General features: G+C 33.9%; 21 protein-coding genes. 5 read left to right on the forward strand and 16 right to left on the reverse strand.

The genetic code is table 11. From position 1 onward, the window contains the following. The first annotated feature begins 49 nt into the window (after positions 1-49). On the forward strand, positions 50-1,042 hold the full coding sequence (gene xerA / locus AC00Y6_RS02010; protein ID WP_474488948.1) for a site-specific tyrosine recombinase/integron integrase: 993 nt from the start codon (positions 50-52) through the stop codon (positions 1,040-1,042). Continuing rightward, a complete protein-coding gene (locus AC00Y6_RS02015; RefSeq protein ID WP_474488949.1) occupies positions 1,042-1,566 on the forward strand; it encodes a restriction endonuclease subunit S in 525 nt (174 codons plus the stop codon). The genes xerA and AC00Y6_RS02015 overlap by 1 nt, the downstream gene beginning before the upstream one ends. Here AC00Y6_RS02015 and AC00Y6_RS02020 read toward each other — a convergent pair. The 15 genes from AC00Y6_RS02020 to dnaK form a co-directional block, all read right to left on the reverse strand. Next, entirely contained in the window at positions 1,505-2,773 is a 1,269-nt protein-coding gene (locus AC00Y6_RS02020; protein WP_474488950.1) for a restriction endonuclease subunit S, read from the reverse strand. The two genes, AC00Y6_RS02015 and AC00Y6_RS02020, sit on opposite strands and share 62 nt — an antisense overlap. Next, on the reverse strand, positions 2,760-4,382 hold the full coding sequence (locus AC00Y6_RS02025; protein ID WP_474488951.1) for an HsdM family class I SAM-dependent methyltransferase: 1,623 nt from the start codon (positions 4,380-4,382) through the stop codon (positions 2,760-2,762). Before AC00Y6_RS02025 ends, AC00Y6_RS02020 begins: the two co-directional genes overlap by 14 nt. Further along, positions 4,382-7,447 carry a type I restriction endonuclease subunit R gene (locus AC00Y6_RS02030; protein WP_474488952.1) on the reverse strand — a complete coding sequence of 1,022 codons (3,066 nt, stop codon included), beginning with the start codon at positions 7,445-7,447 and terminating at the stop codon, positions 4,382-4,384. Before AC00Y6_RS02030 ends, AC00Y6_RS02025 begins: the two co-directional genes overlap by 1 nt. 69 nt (positions 7,448-7,516) lie before the next feature. Further along, a complete protein-coding gene (locus AC00Y6_RS02035; protein WP_123910527.1) occupies positions 7,517-8,764 on the reverse strand; it encodes a type II toxin-antitoxin system HipA family toxin in 1,248 nt (415 codons plus the stop codon). A gap of 12 nt (positions 8,765-8,776) precedes the next feature. After that, entirely contained in the window at positions 8,777-9,061 is a 285-nt protein-coding gene (locus AC00Y6_RS02040; RefSeq protein WP_123910526.1) for a helix-turn-helix domain-containing protein, read from the reverse strand. A 76-nt stretch (positions 9,062-9,137) separates the two neighbouring features. Beyond that, positions 9,138-9,776, reverse strand: coding sequence for a hypothetical protein (locus AC00Y6_RS02045; protein ID WP_474488953.1), 639 nt, complete (start codon positions 9,774-9,776; stop codon positions 9,138-9,140). A gap of 25 nt (positions 9,777-9,801) precedes the next feature. Continuing rightward, positions 9,802-10,722, reverse strand: a complete 921-nt coding sequence (locus AC00Y6_RS02050; RefSeq protein ID WP_333854169.1) for a relaxase/mobilization nuclease domain-containing protein — start codon at positions 10,720-10,722, stop codon at positions 9,802-9,804. Then, positions 10,715-11,164 (reverse strand): plasmid mobilization protein, encoded by a 450-nt coding sequence (locus AC00Y6_RS02055; protein ID WP_333854171.1) that lies wholly within the window; start codon positions 11,162-11,164, stop codon positions 10,715-10,717. The genes AC00Y6_RS02050 and AC00Y6_RS02055 overlap by 8 nt, the downstream gene beginning before the upstream one ends. Positions 11,165-11,311: 147 nt before the next feature. Beyond that, positions 11,312-11,989 (reverse strand): toprim domain-containing protein, encoded by a 678-nt coding sequence (locus tag AC00Y6_RS02060; protein ID WP_474488954.1) that lies wholly within the window; start codon positions 11,987-11,989, stop codon positions 11,312-11,314. Between the two features lie 422 nt (positions 11,990-12,411). After that, positions 12,412-13,641 carry a primase-helicase family protein gene (locus tag AC00Y6_RS02065; RefSeq protein ID WP_474488955.1) on the reverse strand — a complete coding sequence of 410 codons (1,230 nt, stop codon included), beginning with the start codon at positions 13,639-13,641 and terminating at the stop codon, positions 12,412-12,414. Then, complete coding sequence (locus tag AC00Y6_RS02070; protein ID WP_123910515.1) at positions 13,638-14,015, reverse strand: helix-turn-helix domain-containing protein; 378 nt, start codon at positions 14,013-14,015, stop codon at positions 13,638-13,640. The genes AC00Y6_RS02065 and AC00Y6_RS02070 overlap by 4 nt, the downstream gene beginning before the upstream one ends. 124 nt (positions 14,016-14,139) lie before the next feature. Next, a complete protein-coding gene (locus AC00Y6_RS02075; protein WP_474488956.1) occupies positions 14,140-14,880 on the reverse strand; it encodes a hypothetical protein in 741 nt (246 codons plus the stop codon). Continuing rightward, a complete protein-coding gene (locus tag AC00Y6_RS02080) occupies positions 14,877-16,040 on the reverse strand; it encodes a tyrosine-type recombinase/integrase (RefSeq protein WP_474488957.1) in 1,164 nt (387 codons plus the stop codon). Before AC00Y6_RS02080 ends, AC00Y6_RS02075 begins: the two co-directional genes overlap by 4 nt. Positions 16,041-16,129: 89 nt before the next feature. Next, positions 16,130-16,699: a helix-turn-helix transcriptional regulator gene (locus AC00Y6_RS02085; RefSeq protein ID WP_474488958.1), complete on the reverse strand. Its 570-nt coding sequence runs from the start codon at positions 16,697-16,699 to the stop codon at positions 16,130-16,132. Positions 16,700-16,929: 230 nt separating this feature from the next. Continuing rightward, positions 16,930-18,825 carry a molecular chaperone DnaK gene (gene dnaK, locus AC00Y6_RS02090; protein WP_474488959.1) on the reverse strand — a complete coding sequence of 632 codons (1,896 nt, stop codon included), beginning with the start codon at positions 18,823-18,825 and terminating at the stop codon, positions 16,930-16,932. 212 nt (positions 18,826-19,037) lie between these two features. Here dnaK and ppk1 point away from each other — a divergent pair, with 212 nt between their 5' ends. The 3 genes from ppk1 (at position 19,038) to AC00Y6_RS02105 (ending at position 23,168) form a co-directional block, all read left to right on the forward strand. Continuing rightward, complete coding sequence (ppk1, locus tag AC00Y6_RS02095; RefSeq protein ID WP_474488960.1) at positions 19,038-21,107, forward strand: polyphosphate kinase 1; 2,070 nt, start codon at positions 19,038-19,040, stop codon at positions 21,105-21,107. Between the two features lie 40 nt (positions 21,108-21,147). Then, positions 21,148-22,035 (forward strand): Ppx/GppA phosphatase family protein, encoded by an 888-nt coding sequence (locus tag AC00Y6_RS02100; protein WP_474488961.1) that lies wholly within the window; start codon positions 21,148-21,150, stop codon positions 22,033-22,035. 113 nt (positions 22,036-22,148) lie between these two features. Next, positions 22,149-23,168 carry an LLM class flavin-dependent oxidoreductase gene (locus tag AC00Y6_RS02105; protein WP_474488962.1) on the forward strand — a complete coding sequence of 340 codons (1,020 nt, stop codon included), beginning with the start codon at positions 22,149-22,151 and terminating at the stop codon, positions 23,166-23,168. Between the two features lie 50 nt (positions 23,169-23,218). Here the strand turns inward: AC00Y6_RS02105 and AC00Y6_RS02110 are convergent, their stop codons facing one another. Next, on the reverse strand, positions 23,219-25,015 hold the full coding sequence (locus AC00Y6_RS02110; protein WP_474488963.1) for a ComEC/Rec2 family competence protein: 1,797 nt from the start codon (positions 25,013-25,015) through the stop codon (positions 23,219-23,221). Between the last annotated feature and the right edge of the window lie 116 nt (positions 25,016-25,131).

Raw genomic sequence — 25,131 nt, forward strand, 5'->3', positions numbered from 1 at the left:
TTGTTTTTCATTCCTTTGCGGATTTTTAAATTTTAAATAAAGCATAGCAATGAAGGAATTAGTGAAACTAGAGATTATGAATGCAATGAATGCCACTTTAAACTTTCAACAGATGACGATGTTAGAAAAGGTAATTCACCAGAGTTTTCATAATGTAGAAATAACCAATCAAAACAAAGAAAATCAACACTTTATAGATAACAACGAATCGATTCTCAATCTATTTATTTCTTCCAAAAAAGTAGAAGGATGTTCGGAGAAATCTCTAAAATATTATTTTTCAACAATAGATACGCTTTTCAAAAAATTAAGTAAAAAAGTGACCGAAATTTCCACTAACGATCTACGAATTTACCTTTCTGATTATCAAGAAACGAAGAATTCCAGCAAGGTTACTATCGATAATATTCGGAGGATATTTTCAAGCTTTTTCTCATTTTTAGAAGATGAGGATTACATCTTAAAAAGTCCAGTGAGAAGAATTCATAAAGTTAAAACGCCTAGAATTATTAAAGAAATTTTGAGTGATGAAGAAATAGAAATTTTAAGAGACAACTGTAAGGAAATCAGAGATCTTACGCTTATTGAAATTCTTAGTTCAACAGGAATTCGTGTAGGTGAACTTGTGAAAATCAACCGAAAAGACATTGATTTCCACGAACGTTCTTGTATTGTAACCGGAAAAGGAAATAAAGAAAGGGAAGTTTATTTTGATGCACGAACCAAAATTCACTTAAAACAATATCTGAAAACCCGAACTGATGACAATGAAGCGCTCTTTGTCTCACTATCAAAACCGCATCAAAGACTTTCTATTGGTGGCGTAGAAAATGTGCTACGAAAGCTTGGACTGAAAACACAAATCAATAAAGTACATCCGCATAAATTCAGACGAACATTGGCTACAATGGCGATAGATAAGGGAATGCCGATTGAGCAAGTACAGAAATTATTAGGTCACGTTAAAATTGATACGACCTTGCATTATGCGATGGTGAATCAGTCTAATGTGAAAATTGCTCATCGGAAATTTATAAGTTAATGATGAAAGAATATTTTCTTAGAGATTTAGTTAAGATAAAAAATGGAAAAGACCATAAAACCGTTTCAAATGGGACAATTCCAATATATGGAAGTGGAGGAATTATGCGTTATGGTAATCAATTTTTATATGGCAAACCAAGTATTTTACTTCCTAGAAAAGGAACTTTAGATAATATCCAATTTTCGAAAATTCCTTTTTGGACAGTTGATACCATTTATTATACTGAAATAAATGAAGACGAAACAGAACCATATTTTCTTTATAACTATTTGAAAATATTAAATTTAGAAAATCTAAATACAGGAACTGGAGTTCCGAGTATGACATTTGACAGTTACTATAATTTAAAAATACTGTTGCCAAATCTCAATGTTCAAAAGAAAATTGCCAACATCCTAATGGATATTGACAATAAAATTGAATTAAACAATAAACTAAATGATAATTTATTTTACAAAATTACTCAACTTTTACCTGTCCATTCATCAGCATGGGTAAAAGCCAGTCGCGTAATGAGCTAAGTTGTTGGTTTTCATTCTGATTATTTAAAATCTTATCGTAACTTGATTTTAATTGAGAATTAAAATTTTCAATTAACTGATTTGTCGGCATTAATAATTGTATGCTATTAATTTGTTCATTACTTATATTGGGTTGTGCTGCTCCACTTGCCAATGTGAAAATAGCTTCTCTAAAATATTTTTGATTTAAAGAATTTATTAAATAAGGCAATTTTATAGTTGGCGACAAACCTAAATCAAAATAACCAACACGTTGATTTACATAAAGTTGTTTGTTGGTGTTAGGTACAATTGCATATTTTCCAACAGTAGCTCCCGTCATTGCAATAACAATATCTCCAGCTTTAGCTTTAAATTTATCATCAATATTCTTACCTTCTAAATTGACTAAAGATAAATCACTTAGATTCAATGTGCAGTTTTCTTGAATATCTTTAATTTTTATAACAGATTCTCCAAAAGTAGTCCACCAACTTGACTTAAATGCAAAGCCTCCTCTAGATTTACAATAATCGCCAATAATTTTAAGTTCCCATCCAATCGGAATTTCCCTTTTCAAAACTTCATTCCAAACCATCTTGCCACCGCTTGATTTATAAGGCTTTCCGTTTTCATCGGGGAAATCAAATTGTACAAACCAATAATCATAAAGCGTTTTTGCCATCTGCTCTAAATTATCATTTAGCTTATTATTTAGCTCAATTTTTTCATCTAAGATAGAAAGTACTTTTGCTATTTCTTGTTGCACATTCAAGCTTTCTGGTAAATGAATATCTAGATTGTTTAAATCTGATATAAAGAAGCATTTTTGTACAGCTCCTTTTGATAAATCGTTGATTCTTTTACGTACAAATTTTGTGTTTAAATAGTAATACAGATATTCATTATTTAAAAGTTTTAGGTTAGGCTTTATAATCCCTACACTTCTTTGAAAATCATAATTCACAAAATCTTTAATAATTGCAGATTTTCCCAGTATTCCTACTGTTGAAATAACGATATCTCCTTTTGACAACTTTGTTCGTTTATTAATTTTTTCGAAAGATTCTTTTGATATTATCCTATCTTTATTATCTATTTTAATATTTCCGCTTACAATATTTTTGTTACTTAACAAATAATATTCTCCATTAGGATCATCAATAACAGATCCGTGTTCACCGTCCGTAATATGAAGTGATAAATTTTTTAATTTAAAACTTTCCATACCTCAACTTTTTCAAATTCTCTTGTATCTTCTTTTCTAAATCAGCACTTTCAGCAAACATTGCTGTTAAATTATTTTCAAAGGCAATCATTTTATTTTGAAATTCTTCTGCTGTGATTTCTACATACTCTATTTTTACTTCAAAATATTGTCCTGCACTGAAACTGTAATTCTTTTCTTTAATTTGTTCTGCAGAGATAACAACTGAGAAACCTTCTTCCTGCAACTTTTGATTCATTGCGTTGATTATTCGCTTTTCCTCTTCTCTGGTTAGTACCGTTCTCTGGTTTTTTCCTTCTTTTATGGTTTTTCCCAATTTAGAAGAATCTACCAAAACGATATGTTCATTATCTGCTTCTTTGTCAATAAAAATTACAGACACGTTGGTTCCCGTACTTGCAAAAATATTACTAGGCATACTAACTACACCTCGTAACCAACCACGATTGATTAAAGCTTCACGTATTTTTTTTTCAATACCACTTTGTGCTGTTATAAATCCTGTCGGAACAACAATAGCTGCTTTTCCCGTTGCACTTAGACTGTGCATAATATGCTGAATAAAAAGCAAATAAATAGACATCGAGTCTTTTTTCGCTTTCGGAACATTGGGAATTCCCGCAAAAAATCTTTCCTTGAAACTATCCTTATCCAAATCGTTTCTAAAATCTGAAAAATCTAATTTGAAAGGTGGATTGGAAACAATGTAATCAAACTTTTCTTTTAAATAGGAAGGTTCAGAAATCGTATTTCCCTTAATAATGTTCGGGATAGAATGTGAAAGATTGTTTAGAATTAAATTCAACCTCAACATATTACTCGATTTTTGAGAAATATCTTCGGAATAAATTGAACAGTTTTTTTCACCAATTGCGTGAGCAATATTCATCAAAAGCGTTCCAGAACCTGCGCTAGGGTCATACACTTTTACATTAGTCACAGCATCTTTTACCAAGATAGCCGCCATAATCCTGGCAACTGCGTGAGGCGTGTAATATTCGGCATATTTTCCGCCACTGTCACTGTTGTAATCTTTAATCAAGTATTCAAAAATGGTCGCAAAGAAATCATATTTCTCTTGGAACATTTTTTCAAAACTGAAATTCACTAATTTATTAACCAACGCTCTTGCAAAAGCATCTCTTTGGGAAGAATCAGTAATGAATTGGCTGAGATCATCAAACATTTTATCTTTTACACCACTTGCCGTTTTTATGGAATATAGATTAGAATTATCAAGGCTGATATTCCGCAATGTTCCATCAAAATAAGTTTCTGCAAAATTTGCTTTGGTAGAATTGTTAAAAAGATAAGAAATCAAATGTTCGGGTTGAAGTTTAGGTGCTTTGTTGCCGATTCGGGCGATGAGAAATTTTCTTTCCTCTTCTGAAAGTACTTCGTAAGCTTTCTGAAAGTCAGTTGCTTCAGCTAAGGTTTCACTAATTTTCTTTGCTTCATAACTGAACTTGTCGTTCATATATTTGTAAAGAAATGTTTGTGAAATAATTTTAAATTCGTTTCCGTCGTTTCCTAAACCATAATTGGCACAAACACTTTTAAGGTCATCAATAAGTTTTTTTGTGTTCGATATAAATTCTAAATCTGTCATTAGTTGATATAAGATTGTTGTCTGTATTCGTTTACAACCAACTGGTTAATATTTTGGGTCGTTTCGAAGTCAAGTTTCATTTTTTTGTTGTCTATAAATTTTTGTATAATGATGCTCAATACTTCATCACTAAAATAATCATTCCCATCTTTCAGGATATTGGTATTGCTTAAAACGAGAAGATCAACCATTATTTTGGTATCCATCAATGCTTCGTGGATTTGGGTTTCCTGAGCAGAAATACTTCCTTTTTCCATTATTCTTTTGTGGATTCTGGTAAATTTGTCGTCGTTGTTATATTTTGAATTGATATTGGAGTTTTTATTATTAAGCTCATTTACTCGAGCATAAACAGATTTTAGCAACGTAATATTGCTTCTCATATCTTCTTGTGAAACTTCGTCTAGGTTTTTATTTTTAAAAATCCTTTCTAGTTCTTCTCTTAATGTTATAAATTCAGGATCTTTCTGGTCAATATTTCTCTGTAATTCTTCTCGGGTTTTTCGAAGGTCATTTCGAAGCTGATCTGCGATGATCATTTCTTCTTCCGAAACTTTTACAAACTGAAAATAGATGTCTTCCAGAGCCACATTCAGCAGATTATTGTTCTCGTCTTCATTGTCAAGGTTTTCTACAAAATTAATACTTGCCAACCTGTCTTGTACAACTTTCAGAAGTTGATTTAATTTAAAGAAATCTATTCCGTTTAATAAATCATCATCACCTTGTAACCGAATGATGTTTCTTAATTCTTTTGCAGAACTGAGAATATTAATAATATCCTGTAATCTTTTTTTATCTGAAATCTGAATGATTTGGTCAGAAAAATTCTCAGCATTCCTGGTATCGTATTGAAAAAGAAATTCTTTTATTCTTGATTTGTCTTCTTGTATTTCTTCCCGTGTTTTAAAGAGATTGCTGTAATTCTGCATTTCATCTCCCAACTCACTTTGTAATTCCTGAAAATAATTATCGTTGGTAATTTTGAATTCTTTAGAAATATCCGCAAAATCGACTACATATCCGAATTTATAGTTTTTATAAGGTCGATTGACACGAGTCAGAGTTTGCAGTAAATTTTGATGCTTGACTACTCTCGCCAAATATAATTTCTTTAATCTTTTCGCATCAAAACCAGTTAACAGCATATTGTAAACAAAAAGAATATCAATATCTCCTGCCTTAAAAGACTTTACATCTTTTTTCCTATACTCTTTATCATTGATGTCGTGCAGAATCAACGAGGCTTTCAAAGAATCATTGTTGCCATATTTCGCTTTTTCTTCTGCTACACTCAGATAATCTTGAGTTTGTGTTCCGTATATTTTTTCAAATTCTGCAAAGAGTGCTTTTGCCTGATCAGAACTATCGCAAACCACCATTGCTCCTAGCGAATCATCTTGGTGGGTTTTTCTGAATGCTTTTAAATCTGTCAGAATATATTCTAACATTGGTTCTGCAAATTTTGGATGTGCAAAAATATCACTTTTGCTAATCGTTCCTTTTTTCAAAATCTCATCCATAATATCCTGCATCTGTAACTTATACTGCGTATTGATACCTTCTCGTATCAATCGCAAAGTATAACCATCTGCAATAGATTTGTTGTAATAATATTTATGAATGTAATCGCCGAAAATTGCTTTAGAATCGTAATCTTTGGCAACCTCTTTCAAAAGTGGAGTTCCTGTTAAAGCAATTTTTATAGCATTTTCATCTGATTTTAAAAGATTGATAAGGTAATTTCCTTTCGGATTATAACTTCGGTGTGCTTCATCAATAAAATAGATTCGTTGGATATTAAGGTCGTAATCCAACACTTTTTCAACAGTACTTTCTTCCGTGAATTTCTGGATATTAATTACAGAAATCTCTGGTTCGCCTGTGCTATTTTGTAATGCACTGATGGTTTTTATATCTTTTAAAAATTCAATTCTGGAGTTGACTCTTTTTACAATTAATCCTCTCATTCCAAATTCAGAAGCTGCCTGATTGGCTAAATCTAATCTGTCGACCACAAAATAAAACTTAGGTATAATATTTTTCTTCTGATAATAATCGGTCAGAAATTTCACATTGTAATATGCTAAAGCCGTTTTACCACTTCCTTGCGTATGCCAAATAATTCCTTTTTTAATAGATTTATCTAAACTTGCTTTAATTGCCTTAGTCGCAAATATCTGGGGATAACGCATAATGTGTTTCTGAATCACATTCACACCATCAATTTCTTCTTCCACATAAGCCAAACCAAATTGTAAAATAAAAGCCAATCTATCTTTAGAAAGAAGTGAGGTTAAAATTCTATTGGTCGGTTTGTTGTAATCTTTATTCGTTAGAAATTCATCTGTATTTTTAATTGCAACAATATTATTATCTCTTAAAATTGAGTTTTCTAAATCCTCATTCTCAGGTTTTAATAAATGGGTAAGATTAAGATTTTCTTCTTCTCTAAAATAATTGAAATGTAAATTTCCATTGGCTGAAGTAGCATAAAAAGCGCCATAAACAGGGTCAATAACGCCATCTTCATATTCCATATTATTGGAAAAAATCATTAATTGCGTAATGTTCGTAAATGTTTTAAAAGCTGCATTGGTAAAGCGTCTGTTGATACGATTTCTTTCATCAATTACGCCTTGTTTATTATTAGGTTTTTTAACTTCAATAAAAACCAACGGCATTCCATTAATTAAAACAGTAATATCCGGACGAAATTCTTCTTCTCCATTTTTATAAGTCAATTCTGTAGTAATATGAAAAGAATTATTCTCGAAATCATCAAAATCAATAAGTTTTATTCCTGAAGTATTAGTCAATTGCTTAAAAAAGTCTCTGCCTAAATCGTCATTTTTTAATTTAAAACTGACATCTTCTAAAAGTTTAGTTACCTCTCCCGAAGAAAGTTCCGGATTTATATTTGAAATGCTTCCTTTAAAAATATCAGAAAATATATTGTTTTCTTCCAACCGAAATTGCTTTGACCTTGAGATATAAGTATAGCCTAGTCTTGCCAAATGCAATAAAGCTGGTATTTTAACTCGTGAGTCTTCGTTGAATTTCATAGTAAATCTTAGGTTTCTGTAAATATAACAAAATCAAATAAAGGAAACTAAAGGAAAACCGTAAAAGAACTAAAATCGAAAAGCTCCTACCATCAATTCCTGCTCTCCTCTCGAAATCCCGATTTCAGTTGCAATATCTTTCCAGTTACTGACTGCATCTTGAATTTTGACAATGATAGCATCCATTTCAGAATCATTTAATCGGAAATAAATACCTACACTTTTGGCTAATTTGAGATCCAAAGAATTATCGTCCATATCAATATTTAAAGACAATCCATCTTTCTCAACAGAAGGATTTAAATCATAAGCCGGAGATAAAATCCAGCCGTTTTCGGTTAAAATAAAACCGTGATTCCGAAGATGGTCGTCAGTATTGGAAATACAAATGTTGAAAACAATTCTTCGCCATAGTTGATGAAGATTTTCGTTGACATTTGCGCCATTATTCATTACAAATTCGGCTATATCGAGATAACTTGCAGTGTGAAATCTCAAATTTTCTTCACTATTTCCCGTCATCGTCATTGCTGAAGCAAAGTGAATCCTACTCTCGCCTTCTCTATCGAATCTTTTCGTGAAAAAAGTATGGTATTTTCCTGTGATTTTTTCAATTTTACATTCAGTCATTTCTATACCACTTTTCAACGCTAATTGGTACGCTAAAAATTCCCAAGCTCCTTTGTCGATGGTATCATTTTTAGAAGGAAATTTTGCAATCCACAAATCTCCGTTTTCATCTACAATATTGGCTTTTGGTCTTGCTCCACCCAACGAAGAACCTGGAGCCATAAGAATCGCCAACCATTTTTTGACATCGACATTCTCATCATCTTCCAAATTTTTCGCAGCGGCTTGAAGCTCTCGAATAGACGACCAAGGCGGTGTAGAATGTTCGTGATCATCATCAAGAAACTCGCCATCAAAAGAAGTTTTGAACCTCAAAGCGCCCATTCTGGTTTTGTCGTAAACGCCCAACAGATAATTAATATCATAAAGTGTTTGCTGCTTTTCAGCGTTTTCTCTGGCTTGTTGTGCGGCTTTTCTTTTCATTAAAGTTCGTCCCCAAGTATCGGGCATACTGTCTAAAAAAACGCCAAAATTTTCTTTATTATTAGGAAATTGCGCACCCGAAAAAAACTGAATATCTGGATCAATTAATCTTTGTGATTCCGTTTTAATCCAATTTTTATCGTATTCAAAACCAAACGCTTTTTTTCCTTTTCCGTAATGTGCGGAAAGAATTCCCATCATTTTTGGTTCTAGCATTCCTTTCCAATGTGCAAAAACGTAGATGTCAAATTTTCCTTGTTTCATAATATTAGCCGTTTATTTCAGCAATTCCAAATCCTGTAATTTTCTACCGAACTCGTCATCTGCAGCTAATTTTAGGAAATCATTTTGCAATCCTAAAACTCTTAAGACATTAAAATATGCACCCATCGAAACACTAGAATCGCCTTTTTCAATCAAATATAATGTTGAACGAGCAATTCCAGCTCTTTCCGCAACTTGTACTGCAGTGAGTTTTCTTCGCTTCCTCGCGAGTTTTATGTTTTCTCCCATTTGTTCTAATAATTGATTGAATTTGGGAAGGATTATTTGTTGTTTCATTCTATAAATGATTGTTATTTCATACAAATATATTTATTTTGAATGAAATAACGAACATTTAAAAAATAAAGAATGATTATTTTGATTTCAAACTCGCTTCAAACCCATCCTTAAATCTCAAAAAATCTTCCCCTTTTTTAGGATTATTCTTAATCCAAAGCTGCATAATTTCAGTATTTTCACTCAATATATTTATCTCCTTTTCATCATAGATTTTTTTTCCTTCACCAGCAATTTCATTTAGAATATCTTGGCGCAGTTCGCTTTTTGCTTTGATGCTTTCTTTGTACCATTTGGTTGCGAAATTGATGGAAATTATCAGCAATAAAACCGAAAAAACAGCAACTCCAATTCCACTCCAGATAAATTTTTCTAGTCTTTTAACTTTGTTTTCAAAATTATCATAAAAATCAATGGTTTCTTGCGAAAGAACTGTTTCTATTTTGGTGGGAATATTGGCAAGAAATTCAGTTCTTTTCACTTGCTCCAATTCATACAATTTCTCGACATCATCATACTTTGCACTTACATCACGCAAACCAGTCTGGATATGTTTTGACGAATTGATAAAGTCTTCCACAACAAATTCAACTTTTACAAATTGTTCGATATTTGCTTCGTTTGAAGCAATATTTTTCTCGTTAGATTTTATCACGTTTTCCAGCAATTCCATTCCGTTGCTTTTCGTTCCGTCGTTTTGTTTTTGATTTTCCATTTTTTTTGATTTATTTTTTTAATTATTATCTCGATTTCCACTTCTTTTTCTTTAACAATTCATCATCCGAATTGGAGGTGTACGTTGGTTTTAAAAACTGCTCAATTGCTTTTCCAACTTCGCTGATTACGGAGTTGTTTTTTTGTATATTTCCATTGTTTTCTTGGTTTGAATTTTCAGAAAAAACAGTTTCATCATCCAATTTTCTCTCTTTATTTTCATTGAGAATTACTTTGATTTCTGCAATTTTTAACTTGTTGGTAATTTCAGAAAGTTTGTAGCCTGCTTTATAAATTCTGTCTGTATTGGGGTTTTTATCTTTCTCCATCACGACTCGCATTCCCGAAACGCCGTCTTTCACATTCTTGGATAATTGAATTTCAAAACCTCTTTCTTTCATTTTAAAAATAAGTTCATCAAAATTTTTCGCTGTTTTTAGGCTTTCTTTTAAATTTTTCAGCATTTCTGCTTTTTTCTGAATTCCAATTTCCACATCGGTCAACAACCCTTTTTCTTTACAAACTTCCCGAACTGCTTCTCCAAATCTTCTTCCTACATCGTGTGATTTTACCGTACATTTTCCCGAAATATCAATCCTATTGACGATAAAATGAATGTGTTTTTGTTTCGTACTGTTATGAATATCCAATCGAAATTGATTCTTATCGCTCACTCCAATTTTTTCTAAAGCTTTGGTAGCGATTTCTGTAAATTCTTCATCCGTCAACTTTCTGCCAAGCTCGTCGGGTTGGGAAATATAGCCAGTTAAAGCCCATTTTTTCACATTCGTGTTTCGGTCTACAACGGTTTTCATTTCCAAAAACTGACCTTCAACCGTCGAACTTAAAAGACAATTTGAAGCCACTGTTTCTGCAGTTCCTTTGTCGTTTCCATTATATTCTAAAGCAATTTTTGTGATGGTTCTTGTGGTTGCAGAATTATTCATTTTTCTGAATTTTTGAGTATAAATATTGATGAATCAAATCAACCGTCGTTTCAATTTTCACTAAAATTTCTTTCTTATTTTCAAAAACATTCCATTCTCGATTTCGCAAAAGATTGGTTATTTTTTTGAAATTGTTTCCAAACTGAAGCAAGATTTCATCAGTTTTAAATTCATTGATTTTTAATTCTTTTTCGAATAAAACATTTCGGATATAGGTCGATAATTTGAGAGGATATTTCTCTTGTTTTTGAATCAATAATTCATATTCAGAATTGGTCATTCTTATCGAAATTACTTTATCCAGTTTTTTGTTTTCTTTAGTTTTTAAACCACCTTTTCTGCCCAATTCTTGAAAATGTTTTTTCCTTTTTTCCTGAGCAATTTTGGCTTCATTTTCTTTGGTGGCTTGGTTTATAAATTCTTGTAAAAAGTCGTTTTCCATTTCATTAAATTTTGTGTATTTAAAAACATTTCTGACGATAGGAAGAAATCAAAAATCCCAATTTTACGATCAGCGACCACGCTTATTGTAAACTTTGGGTACTTTTTGCACAAGCATCCCACCATATTTTACCTGTGTTTATTTCACTCACCTTCTCCTGTGCTTCACTTGCCTTTCATTTGATGGGTTTTTGTGAATTAACCAATCATTTAAGTCCTTAAAACCTAAATACAAAATCCTACAATCTTCTACATTTTTGTTTTCATTTTCAATCATTTCAACTGCTCTATTTCCGGCTTCATCATTGTCAAAATAAAGCTCAATATTTCCATAATTTCCGAGTGAATTTTTAATATTATGAATCATCGAAACGGAATTCAAAATCAGATAATCTGAAGGTTTTTTTTCTAAAAAATTTTCTACATTTTTAAAGGAAAGAAAATCGAAAAAACCTTCGAAAATTTTCAAATTTTCTGAACCATTTTTTATCGTAGAAACATCTTTTTTACCCAAACAAATTTTTGAATATTTATTGCGAATTTCATAACCACCAGAATCATTTTTGAAGCCAATTCCGAAGTAATTTTTATCATTCATTCGATAATGAATTTCTTGTAAAAATTGAGTTTGATTTTCAACATTTCTTTCCTTTAAATATTCTAAAAGTGCAGGATGCTGAACATTTTTAATTTCAATGATTTCATAGTTTTTAGAAAGATTTTCCAATTTACTATTGGAAGTTTTTTGCTGTTGAAAAGAAGAAAAATTCTGATTTTCTGCCCATTCTAAAACTTCTTTTACAGAAGCATTCAAATGTTTTTTCATAAAATCGACATTCTTTCCGCCGATTCCTTCGGAGTGTAAATACCAATAATTTAGGTTTTTATTAATTTTAAAAGAGGCGTGGTTTTCTTTGGAAAATGGATTGAGAAACCACGCTTCTTTTTCCGTTTGTTTTGTTGGAAGGTGTCCGAGAATTTGGAGGACTTCTTCCAACTTTATGCTGTTAAATTGTTTGCAATTCATTGTGTAGATTCTTCGGGTATTAATTATTGTAATTTTCTGTAGAATTGTTGAAAAAACTTATTAAATAATTGAATTTTAAACAGTTAATCATTCAACAAAAGCTCAACAATTCAACAAATTCGATTTTATTTGCTCAACAAACACTCAACAAAAAAGTGGGTTTAAAAGTTTGTTGAGGATTTTGTAGAGAACTAATTGATTGATTTTCTTTTCATTATCAATTAATTCAACATTTCAACATATTTTTGAAGAATGAAATCTTTCTTAACGGTGAAAAATCGCCCAACGGAATTGTTTTGATAGAATGTTCCTGCAAAATCAATGTCGTATCTGATGTAGGTTAAGCCGTTATTTTGCGGATTCAATTTCCATGTTTCCTTTAATAGATTTCGAATATCGTTTCTCGTCCAGTAAGTTGGTCGAAACATTCGGTTCATCATGTTCAGGATGTCTTGTGGAACGAAATTAATTTCATCTTCGTTGTTGCTTTCAAAAAACTCATATAACAACTCAATCACCTTAGATTCTAGTTTATTGTTATTCTTGAAAACCAGTTTTTGAAGTGCTTTTGTCCTGATTTCATCGGCAGAAAACCACATTCTCGTTTTCTTTTCAGTTGCAAAAGGTCTCTCGATTAAAAACCGAAGAAAATGAGGGATTTCTGAAATGAGATTGTTGAGAAAGTCTGTGTTTTCCACTTTTATCGGATTTATTTTTAGAATCCAAAACCGAATTTCGTTTTCGTCAATTTGAATAAAATTTTCTTCGTTATTGGAACACAAAATAAATTTGGCGAAAAAATCGATTTCTTCTCGGTCTTTTCCTTTGGCTTCCAACTTGTCTTTGTTGGTGGTTGATAAATATTTTAATCTTTCCGTAATTTCTTTTTTATCGAAAAACACTTCATCAATCGCTACAACAAGCATTGCCGCCCAATCAGAATTAAATTGACTTCCGAATGAATCGCCTTTAATGTAAGTCATATTTAACCCGAAAATTTCTTTCAACCATTTGATGAAAGTTGATTTTCCGGTAGCTCTTTCTTTGCTTACCAAACATAAAATCGGCAGAATTTGAGTTGGAAATTGCAATAGGATTTTCAAATAATCTAAACCGAGTTCCAACTGTTTTCCGAAAATATGCTTCACAAAATTCAAAGAAAAAGGAATTTCATTTTTGAAATTTTCGTTTTCAGATGAAGGAGAGAATGGGATTTCGTTATAAATATTATAAAAACCTCGAACGATTTGCTGATAATCTAAATGTTCTGGAATGCAACAAAAACCATCATATTTTGGAATCGAGGAAAGAAAAGCTTTTCCATGGTCGCTAATGATTGTTTCGCGATTCCAACGAACCAAAACCGAGGTTGTGTCGCCCGATATTAATGGCTTTTCAATGATTTTATAATACGTGGTTCCGACTCGGATGTAAGGGGTTTTTTGGCTCATCGTTGTGAATTTTGATTAAACTCACCATTCGATTTCCTGAAATTTTTCTTGAAATTGGCGTCAGCTTCAGATTGAATTTCCTGTAATGTTTTCTTTTTTCCTTGGGAAATCCACTCTAATAATTCATCTTCAAAAAAATAGAGTTTTTTACCATTTTTGTAACACGGAATTTTTCGAGTTCTTACTAAAGTGTAAACCGTTGGTTTGGCTTTTCCAATTAATTCGCACGCAGCTTCAATGTCGATTGGAATTCTTTTTGGAGGAATTGTAGTTGTTTCTTTTCTTTCCACAAGAAATTTAATTTCGGCTATTTCGTTAGCCAAATGTGCCACTGCTCTCGGCAGGTTTTCGAATGAAATTTCATTGCTGTCCATAAGTATCGTTTTTGATTGTTATGGTGCAAAGAAAAAAAGTGATTTCTCTGTGACGCCTATAAACACGCAATCACAGAGAAATCACTTAACTTACACTTCGTTTTGTAATTTTTTATGTCTTTTGTTAGTCTGCCAAGTTTTCTTGAATTGTGATAATACCTTTTTTAGGTTCATCTTTCAAATGTGATTTGATACTATCTAAATCAATATCATCAAGCGAAACAAAAACAGTTTTTAATAATTTTGAAATTTCTTCCTGTTTTATTGGTCTAAAATGATTCCAAATATTCCATCCGAAATGATAGAGGTCTAGATTAGAAAGTCCAGCTGTTTCTATCAATTTTGAATTTGAAATTTCTTCCTTCTTCGAGTAAGAAATAACAGTATTGCAAAGCAAACCCAAATCTTCATCCGAAACGTACAAGGCAAAATGATTTCTTGTGTAGTGAAGGGCGATTTGTAATTTTTCGTTTTCTTGTTGAACTTTTTTCTGATGTTGAAATGTACGGATTGCATTTGTATCGATATTATTTTCAACCAAAATCTCTACATTTTCAGATGAGTTAATCTTCGCCGTATTGTCTATCTGAACAACTTTTTCATTAGCCTCAGTATAATTATTAAGTTTTTTTGAATTTTTCTTATTTCTTAATTGCTTGTATAATTCAAATAATGAAACACCTAATAAAACTAAACTTGTGTAAAACACCAATCCTATAAGTATGACAATCCAAAATATACTATTTGCAGTAAATTGATCTGCGCCTTTTTCAAGCATCACAAATCTTATTACTAAACCTGTAATTGCGCTCCCAATGACAACAGAAACATTCTGAATAATTATATCTTGGTAATTATGTTTCATTTTTTAATCTTTGAGAGTGTATTTAACTGAATGGCTTCTGCCGCAACATTTTTCTTTTCATCAACCACTTTTGCGTAAACTTGTGTAGTTTTTACGTTCGTATGACCGAGCATTTTACTTACTGTATAAATATCAGTTCCGCTGGAAAGTTGCAGCGTTGCAAAAGTATGTCTGAAATTGTGAAAAGTTATTTTTTTGGTAATTCCTGCACTTTCAATCCATTTTTTAAGTGGTCGAGAAATCCAAGCTGGGTTCGTTAAATCTTTAAAAACCAAATCAGTTGGAAGACCTGCTTCACCACAAAGTTGTAATGCTTGTTTAGAAATCGGCATATATTCTACGCCTTTTGTCTTTTTTTGAGTAAAATTTATTCTGGCTTGATCGTTTTCAATATTGATTTCATTCCACGTCAATTTTTGAATATCGGAATGTCGCAAACCTGTCAATGCCGAAAATAGCGCTGCTCGTTTTAAAACATCAAGTTCGCAAGGCGTTTCAACTAAAGTATTAAGTTCATCAAGTGTTAAATATTCTCGTCTAGATTCCTCGTGCGGAATCGCTTTTATTTTTGCAGAAATGTCAGAGGTAAAGTAACCATCAATAAATGCTTCTTTCAATGCGGCTTTGAAAACAGAAAAATAAGTTGAAGCGGTATTCTGAGAGATAGTATTTTCCTTATTATTTCCACTTTTTGCAGTCAGAAGATATGATTTAAATTTATCACAGAATTTTGTATTGATCTGTGAAAACATAATTTTTTGACCTCCAAAATCTTGGAGAAATTTAATGGAGCGATACCAATTTATTTGTATAGATTCAGAACTGTTTTTATGCCTCTTAGTGACTAGCAAATCAAAATATCTGACAAAATCCTCCTGAGATTTTTCTTTTTCTTCAGCCTTTATTGCTTCAAGCTCGCTGTAGAGTTCTATATTATCATATTCTTTTTGACGTAATTTTCGCAGAGAATCTGCGTAGAGCATTGTCTCCCGATCATTTTCGCTTTTGCAAACGATAATACCATTGTCATCCCTTTTAGGTTTAAATGAAACGGATTCTTGCGTTGTTCTTGCAGGTCTCTTCTTATCAAAATCTACTGTCGTTACGCTTCGGTTCAAGTATTCCCGAATCCTTTGAGCGCCATCTTTTCCGGGAACCATTACAGGATAACTTTCCAAATAAATAAACCATTCTTTTCGGAACTCGGCTTTTCGCAGTCTTACTGTAACTTTAGTTTTCAATAATTCTTTCATCTTCCTTCAAAAATTTTATCAATTAGATTTTTAGGGACATAAACGAAACTCCCAACTTTCTTTGTCGGAATTTTGTTTCTTTTAATTAGGCTTGTAACAGTTCCTGGATCAGCGTAGAATTTTGAACTAATTTCAGAAATTGTATAACAATTACCAACTTCAAAATTGGGTTTCTCAGTAATTTCCTCTGACTTAGCTGTTATTTCAACTGCTGTAAACATTTGTTCTATATCAATTTTGCTTACACGAGTGAGTCGCTCGCCCAAATTGATGGCAGGTATTTTTTTACTTTTAATTAATCTATGAATCGTGTTTTTTGAAATCCCAAAAAGCATTTCCGCTTCACTCACAGATATATAAGGTCGTGTTTGCAATTCAGCAATTTTAGAAACTGAGTTTTCTAACAGTGTTTTTTTTGCTTCGATTTCTTTTGCCAATTGTTTTTGCCTTTTCCCCAATTTTTCCGAGCAATACTTACTACAAAATCTGGTGGCAACTGTTTTTGCTTCAAATGGCTTCTGGCAAAATTCACAAAGTTTAGGTATTTTAAGATTACTGAAGCCCATAATTCAACTTTTTTAAATTTAAAAATATGCATTAGCACATTTAAGACACAATAAGAACCACATTGTCCGTAATTAAGATGCGGTACAAATGAGATACAAAATTACAACAAAAATCGATTAAAATCAACTATTAATAAAAAATACAAAAACAAAAAAAATCGCTGTAAACATTACATTTACAGCGATTTGCTAATTTATTTCAATCGATGTTAATCGATGTTAATTGCTACTTATTTGACTTCTTCAAAATCTGCATCCTGAACATCATCTGCTCCGGTTGCATTGCCTGCATTGGCATCAGCACTTGGGTTTCCCTGAGCGCCTTGTCCTGCAGCATACATTTCTTCTGAAGCTGCCATCCATGCAGCGTCCAAAGCTTCGGTTTTTGCTTTGATGTCATCCGCATTTTTAGCTTCGTAAGCAGCTTTCAACGCTGTATGGGCAGATTCAATTGCCGCTTTTTTATCAGCTGATAATTTATCGCCAAATTCTTTCAACTGTTTTTCAGTCTGGAAGATTAATCCATCCGCTTTATTGAAGATTTCAACTTCTTCTTTTTTCTTAGCATCGGCAGCAGAATTTTCCTGAGCTTCTTTTTTCATTCTTTCGATTTCTTCTTCAGAAAGGCCAGATGAAGCCTGGATTTTGATAGACTGCTCTTTACCTGTTCCTTTATCTTTTGCAGAAACGCTCAAGATACCGTTGGCATCAATATCGAAAGTTACTTCGATCTGAGGAACACCTCTTGGAGCTGGCGGAATATCTGTCAAATCAAATTTACCAATCTCTTTGTTATCGTTGAACATTGGTCTTTCCCCCTGTCCTACTCTGATGCTCACAGCTGGCTGGTTGTCAGATGCTGTAGAGAATGTTTCAGACTTTTTGGTAGGAATTGTTGTGTTAGCTTCAATCAACTTAGTGAAAACAGAACCCATTGTCTCGATACCAAGAGAAAGTGGTGTTACGTCTAACAAAAGAACATCTTTTACATCACCTGTCAATACACCACCTTGGATTGCAGCACCTACGGCAACTACCTCATCCGGGTTAACGCCTTTTGATGGTTTTTTACCGAAGAATTTTTCAACTTCTTCCTGAATAATCGGGATTCTTGTAGAACCACCTACCAAGATCACTTCATCAATATCAGATGTAGACAAACCGGCATCAGACAATGCTTTTTTCACAGGATCCATAGATCTTTTTACAAGATCTGCAGACAATTGCTCGAATTTAGCCTTTGTAAGCGTTACCACCAAGTGCTTTGGCCCTGTAGCTGTAGCCGTGATATATGGCAAGTTGATCTCTGTCTGAGGAGAAGAAGACAACTCGATTTTTGCTTTTTCAGCAGCTTCTTTCAATCTTTGTAATGCGATAGCATCAGATTTAAGGTCAACTCCTTCTTGAGCTTTGAACTCATCCGCCAACCAGTTGATAATGACATCATCAAAGTCATCACCACCAAGGTGCGTATCTCCGTTAGTTGACAATACTTCGAAAACGCCATCTCCCAAATCCAGGATTGAGATATCGAAAGTACCACCACCAAGGTCATAAACAGCAATTTTTTGATCTTTATGATTTTTATCCAAACCATAAGCTAAAGCTGCTGCGGTAGGCTCATTGATAATTCTTTCCACTTTAAGACCTGCAATTTCACCAGCTTCTTTGGTCGCTTGTCTTTGAGCATCGTTAAAGTAAGCCGGAACAGTAATTACCGCTCTTGTTACTTCCTGTCCTAGATAATCTTCAGCTGTTTTTTTCATTTTCTGAAGGATCATTGCTGAGATCTCTTGTGGTGTATATTCTCTGTCTTCAATTTTAACTTTTACAGTATCATTAGGTCCAGCAACTACTTTGTAAGGCACCCTACTCACTTCATTAGCATCATCTTTAAAATGTGTACCAATAAATCTTTTGATAGAATATACCGTATTAGTTGGGTTGGTTACAGCCTGTCTTTTTGCAGGATCACCAACTTTTCTTTCACCATCTTGTGTAAAGGCTACAATAGAAGGCGTTGTTCTTTTACCTTCTGCATTAGGGATAACAACAGGGTCTTTACCCTCCATTACGGCAACACAAGAGTTGGTTGTTCCTAAGTCGATTCCAATAATTTTACTCATATTATATGTTATTTTTTGTTATTCTTAATTGTTATATCCTCCTATTTTCAATATCTGTACCACGACAGAAACTGTGACAAATTGTCATTTATTTAATTATTAAAATTTAGTTGAAGTTCCCGAAACATCGCGTGATAAAAGAAGATTGTAATTTCCGCACACATTATTTTACAATGATTTTTATTAATTTTGAGAACAACAAAATATCAGCAATGCCGCACGAATTTAATCCTCGCGATATTACCTGGCTAGGCTTCAATGCCCGGGTACTTCAGGAAGCTATGGACAAAACCGTCCCTATCCATCTCAGAATCCGTTTTTTAGGGATTTTTTCCAACAATCTGGATGAGTTTTTCCGCGTGAGGGTGGCTGGACTTAAACGCGCCATGGACTTTAAACAAAAAGTTCTTGCCGAATCTTTTTATGATGCTCCTTCCAAAATACTTCAGAAAATCAACAAGCTGGTAATCCTACAACAGGAAGACTTTGACAGGACGTGGAAAGAAGTGCAGCGCGAGATGGCCAAAGAGCAGGTTTTTATTAAGGATTACAGGCACCTGACAGATCAGCAGAAAGAATTTGTAGTTCAATATTTTGATGAAGAGGTGGAAAGCAACGTAATCCCGATCCTGCTGCATGACAACAAACCTTTGCCATACCTTAGAGAAAAAAGCCTTTTCATTGGTGTTGCCATGAGGAGGAAAGAATGGCAATACGAAAGTCAATATGCCATAATCGAAGTCCCGGTAACAGCAAATGGAAGATTTGTCCTGCTTCCAACAGAAGATCCTGCGCAAAAGGATGTCATGCTGCTGGAAGATGTTATCATCTATAATCTGCCACATATTTTTTCCTATTTTGGTTATGACGAGTTCATGGCGCATTGTTTCAAAGTAACCAAGGATGCTGAGTTTGACCTGGATAATGACATCAAAACAACACTTGCAGATAAGATCGAAAAAGGCATCAAAAGCCGCAGAAAAGGGAAGCCAACCCGGTTTGTCTTTGATAAAGAAATAGATAAAGCCCTGCTAGAGTTCCTGATCAAAAAACTGAACCTTACCAAAAAAGACAGCATTATCCCGGGCCAAAAAATTCACAACTTTAGGCATTTTATGGATTTTCCGGATGTTTTCAAGGCTTATCAAAAACCTGTGGAAAGGACTTCCTTTATCCATCCGGAATTTGCAAATAAACAACGGGTTACCGATGTCATTATCAAGAAAGATGTTTTACTGACGTTTCCGTATCACTCCTATGATTCTGTAATTGACCTCTTGCGGGAATCTGCCATGGATCCTGATGTGAAATCTATACAAATCACCGCTTACAGGCTGGCATCAAGCTCCAAGATTGTGAATGCCCTGATAAATGCTGTACGGAATGGCAAAGATGTAACGGTAATGCTGGAACTGCGGGCAAGATTTGATGAAGAAAATAATCTGGAATGGAAAGATAAACTGGAGCTGGAAGGCGTAAAAGTTCTCCTTGGAATCCCTAATAAAAAAGTACATGCCAAGTTGTGCGTCATCAAAAAAAGGGTAAATAATAAAACGGTGCAGTTTGGTTTTGTAAGCACCGGGAACTTTAATGAAAAAACGGCCAAAATCTATGGCGATCATCTGCTAATGACATCCAACCGTGCAATAATGGCAGATATTAATAAAGTCTTCAACGCACTTAATAAACCCAAAATGGATCCTCTGCCCATTTTGAAAAGTTGTAAAAGCCTGATGGTCTGCCCTCAGTTTATGCGCGAAAAAATAATGGCACATATCGATCGTGAGATTGACGAGGCCAAGGCAGGAAGACGTGCCGAGATGATTATAAAAGTTAATTCTTTAAGTGATAAATCGCTTATTATCAAACTTTACGAAGCTGCGGAAGCTGGCGTAGATATCAAAATGATTGTCCGCGGGATCTATTGTGCCATTAACCAGAAAGAGTTTAAGAAAAAAATCTACGCTATCAGTATCGTTGATGAATATCTTGAACATGCCCGTGTCATGTATTTCTATAACAAAGGTGCCGAAAATATGTATATCTCCTCTGCCGACTGGATGACCAGAAACCTGGACTACCGGATTGAAGCCGCTGTACCCGTTTTGCAAAAGAACCTGAAAAAAGAACTGAAAGCCATGCTGGAAATACAGCTTAAGGATAACGTAAAAGCCAGAATCTTGGATAAAAATATGCGAAATGAATACGTACATACCAACGATCTGGAAAAAATACGATCCCAAATAAGCACTTATCATTATCTTAAAAATCAAAAATATTAGAAATTTACACTAATTTTATTCTTTAATTAGACCTCAAAACATGATAATCGCTGCAATAGATATAGGAAGTAATGCTGCAAGATTGCTTATAAATGAAGTAAAAACCAATAATGGCAAAGCTGAATTCACCAAGCTTAACCTCCTGAGAATCCCACTCCGGCTGGGGATAGACGTCTTCAGCAATGGCGAAATTGGGGCGGAAAGAAAGGAAATGGTAATCAACTCTATGAAGATTTTCCGGCAATTGATGGAGGTTTATAAAGTAGATCATTACCGTGCCTGCGCCACCAGCGCGATGCGCGATGCCAAAAATGGTCAGGAAATTATCGATATTGTCAAAAGCACAGCCGACATTAATATAGAAATTATTACCGGTGACGAAGAAGCGACTCTTATCTATGAAAACCATGTAGCAGAAGGCCTGGACAAAGATTTCGCCTATCTCTATGTGGATGTTGGTGGCGGCTCTACAGAACTGACTTTCTACGAAAACAACAAAATGAAGTATGAGCACTCCTTCAATATAGGAACGATCAGAATCCTAAATGGGCTGGTTCCCGATAAAGCATGGGAGGAGATGAAAGCTGAAATCAAGGATAAAATAAAAAGTAAAAAACCTGTGGTTGCCATTGGCTCCGGAGGCAATATCAACAAAATATTTTCCCTTAGCAAGACTAAAGATGGAAAGCCCATGCCGGTAACTGTAATCAAAAAATACCTGAAGGAGATGCAACAGCTTACTGTACAAGAGCGCATGCAACTTTACCAGATGCGCGAAGACCGCGCCGATGTGCTGGTTCCGGCTCTGCAAATCTTTAATAATGTGATGACATGGGCGGAGATCAAACATATCTACGTTCCAAAAATCTCTGTAGCAGACGGGTTGGTAAAAAGTATTTATTACAAACTTAATCAGAAAAAACCTTAATCCTATTATCCTGTTAAAAAGAATCAAAGCGATTTGACTTACCGAAATTATCTTAGATCAATGCAGGAGAATTCCTTCTGACTTAATTTTACATCTATAAAAATGAGACAATTATGGAATTAGGAATAGGGATGTTTGGAGACATAGCTCTGGACACAAAAACCGGGAAATATAGAGACGCCAGCGTAAAACTAAACGAAATCCTAGAGCAGGTAAAACTAATGGATCAGATAGGTCTGGATGTTTTTGCAATGGGGGAACACCACCGTGCAGATTATGCGGTTTCTTCGCCGGAGATATTGTTGGCCGCTGCCGCCAGCATTACCAGCAATATAAAATTAGCAAGTGGCGTAACAGTCCTTAGCTCGGCAGAACCAGTAAAAGTCTACGAAGATTTTTCTACCATCGATTTGATTTCAAAAGGCAGAGCCGAGATTTTTGTAGGAAGAGGAAGTTTTATTGAGTCTTTTCCTCTATATGGATACGACTTATCGGATTATAACCAACTTTTTGAAGAGAAGCTTGATTTACTTTTGAAAATCAATAACGAAGAAAATGTAAGTTGGAGTGGAATACTCCGCAGGCCTATGGAAAATCAAACCGTCTACCCAAGGGCTTATAACGATGGGAAATTACCCATTTGGATTGCCGTTGGCGGAACCCCAGAATCTGTACTGAGAGCAGCTAAGCTCGGCTTGCCACTCATTGTAGCGATTATTGGCGGTATGCCAAAACAGTTCAAAAACCTGATAGAGTTTTACAAACAGGAATACCTGCGCGCTGGCCACGATGAAGACAAAATGCAGATTGCCGTGCACTCGCACACCTTTGTAAGTGATAATCCAAAAGTAATTGATGACTATTTTTTCACTTATAAATCTCAGATGGATAGGATTGGGAGAAGCCGAGGCTGGGCACCTTATACAAAGGAACAGTACGACGGCGGACGCAGCAAAGACGGCGCATTATTCATAGGAAATGCAGAGGAAGTAGCTGAAAAGATTAATGATGTAAAAGAAATGTTTGGCTTAACAAGATTCATAGGACATATGGATGTGGGCGATCCTGCACATGATGTGATGATGAACTCTATCGAATTATTTGGTGATAAAGTGGCACCATTAGTTAAATAAAAACCAAGACGCCTTTTGAATGATCAGAAGGCGTTTTTTACGTTTAAACTTCATTTTAAAGAATATACAGTTCCATCCGCAATAAAAGATTGTGCATCATTGGGAATGTATCGGACATCATACCGATTAATCCTTCTGGAGACCAAATAAGGATTAATAACAAAATCCATAATCTTACTTTGATTCTTCGAATCTTTGATCCAAAAAGTTACTTGATCTCTATCTTTCACACTAATGACTTTTTCTTTATAAAATGGGGTTATCAGCATTTCTTTTTTGTTGTAACTGTGAATATCGCCCCCAATTTTAACCAATATAAAAAACAGAAAAGAAAAACCTAAACTCAACCAACTTTTAAGACTAAAACGGTTTCGTAACACAAATCCGATATAGTAAATAACAATCAATAAGACCAGAACTTCAGATAGATTAAGCGGAATATTTCTTGTCATCAATGATCCAAAACTGGAAAACCAGTGGATTAATTTTAAAATAAATGTCACAACAACATCAAACTCCTGATATAAAAACGGAATATTACTAAATCCAAAAGCAATCAAAACAACGACTAACAAAGAAGAAATAATGATTAGTTCTGACAGCGGAATAATTACTAGATTAGCAATAATGGACACCAAAGAGAACTGATGAAAGTAATATATAGAAATCGGTAGAGTCGCTAGTTGTGCTGCAAAAGTCATCGCAGTAATGTCGTAAAAGAATTTTTCTACCTTTGATTTCGGTTTTCCAAATAGATTTTTAATCGGTTTCATTAACCACCAAATTCCTAAAACTGCCGCATAACTCAATTGAAAACCTACATCAAACAGTTGATTAGAATCTGCAATCAAAAGGATAAAAGCAGACAATGCCAAAGAATGCAGCAGGTCTGACTTTCGTTGTAGCAAAACCATCATATAATAACACGTGATCATCAGGCAACTCCGCATTACAGAACTGCCGTATTCGATGAAAACGGCAAAAGCCCATATCAACAAAACACTTAGCACAAGCGAAAGCTTTCTAAACTTAAATGGAATTATCCGATTGAAAATAAAAAGTGTTATCCAAAAAATAATCACCATGTGCGAGCCGGAGATAGCTAAAAGATGCACCAGCCCGGTTTGGTTAAAATCTCTTACCGTTTCGGCGTCCATCTCTGTTCTGTCCGCCAAAATAATACCTTTCAGAAATTCCTGAATCTTTGGAGACAGCGCAGAATAATTGATTTCATTCAAGATATCCAAACGCTTTTGTTTAATTTGATCTTCAAAAGAGACAGACTCTTTTTCGGTTTTCAGGAGATTGTTTGGGAGGTAAGCCTGAAAATAAACATCCTGTCTCGCAAGGTATTTTTTATAATCAAATTGGAAATCGTTGTTTGTCTTATATGGCTGATGAATGTATACTTCGGCTTTATAATAATGCTGAAAATCTAAAGCTTCAACATTTTTCGGAATGCTGATGACTGTTTTAACCGGGAAATTTTCACTCTTTTTTAATCTTGGAACATCCAGAACCTCAACATAATATTTCCTGTTTTTCTCATTAGAATTGAGTTTTTTATCGAGCTGAAAAACGATGGTTTCTTTTTCTTTAAGAACCGGAAGTTTGGATTGTTGAGAATTCTGAAAATGCGTGAACAATCCAACAGAAAAAAAGAAAAAACCTAATAAGCAATATTTGATCTTTTGCAAAAAACCACTCTTAATCAGTATAGAAAAAAGCGAGATCCCCGAAACGATAACAAGCAGAAAGATGACCTTCTGATTCATTACGAAGTACTCTTGCGCCAAAATTCCTGTAATGAAACAGAGCAGCAATATTAAAAGGGGCTGTTTTTTCATAGCAATCATGGTTATATAATGAGTCACAGCGTTCAGAACCCGATAATACAACCTCAAACTACCACTTATCAAAATCTCACTTCATCAGATAAAAGTTCATTATCAGTTAATTAGTT

The organism is Epilithonimonas sp. (genome assembly GCF_056329745.1).